Source organism: Paracraurococcus lichenis (assembly GCF_030657435.1).
Lineage (GTDB): Bacteria > Pseudomonadota > Alphaproteobacteria > Acetobacterales > Acetobacteraceae > Paracraurococcus > Paracraurococcus lichenis.
This window is the reverse complement of sequence record NZ_JAUTWS010000502.1, coordinates 1-419: the sequence shown is the minus strand read 5'-3', so window position 1 is coordinate 419 and position 419 is coordinate 1. Positions and strand designations below refer to the sequence as shown.

Genomic DNA, 419 nt, shown 5'->3' with positions numbered 1-419 from the left:
ATGGTGCTTCGCAGTTTCGGGTTGCCTGACTTCGACAAGCCCTGTTCGTGATCGACAGAGCCACTTTGCCAAGGCGTCGGCGCGAGCCCGGCATAGGCCGCAACCTGGCGTCGGTTGCTGAAGCTGCGGAAAAAGCACTCCAGCCAGAGCACCGTGGCAAACTCGGGACCGATCCCGCGCAACCCGGTCAGCGCCCCTACTGAGGCAGGTGTCGCCTCGCCCTTGGGCGCGAGCAGAGCATCCCGCTCCGCCTCCACGGCCTTGATCTGCTCCAGGGTTAGCTCAAGTCGATCGAGCTCGCGGCTGAGCTGTGCTTTCAGGTGCGCTGGCAAGGGCCGTCCATCGCCAGTGATCAACTGCTCCAGTCGCTCGCGTCGGCTACGATGACAAGGCTCATAGTCAGAAATGCCCTGCGCGAA

Annotated in this window: 1 protein-coding gene; it reads right to left on the bottom strand. The window is 63.2% G+C overall.

The genetic code is table 11. The features are described 5' to 3' along the window. The coding region (locus tag Q7A36_RS40985; RefSeq protein WP_305109508.1) for a transposase at positions 1-419 on the bottom strand (419 nt) is incomplete at both ends.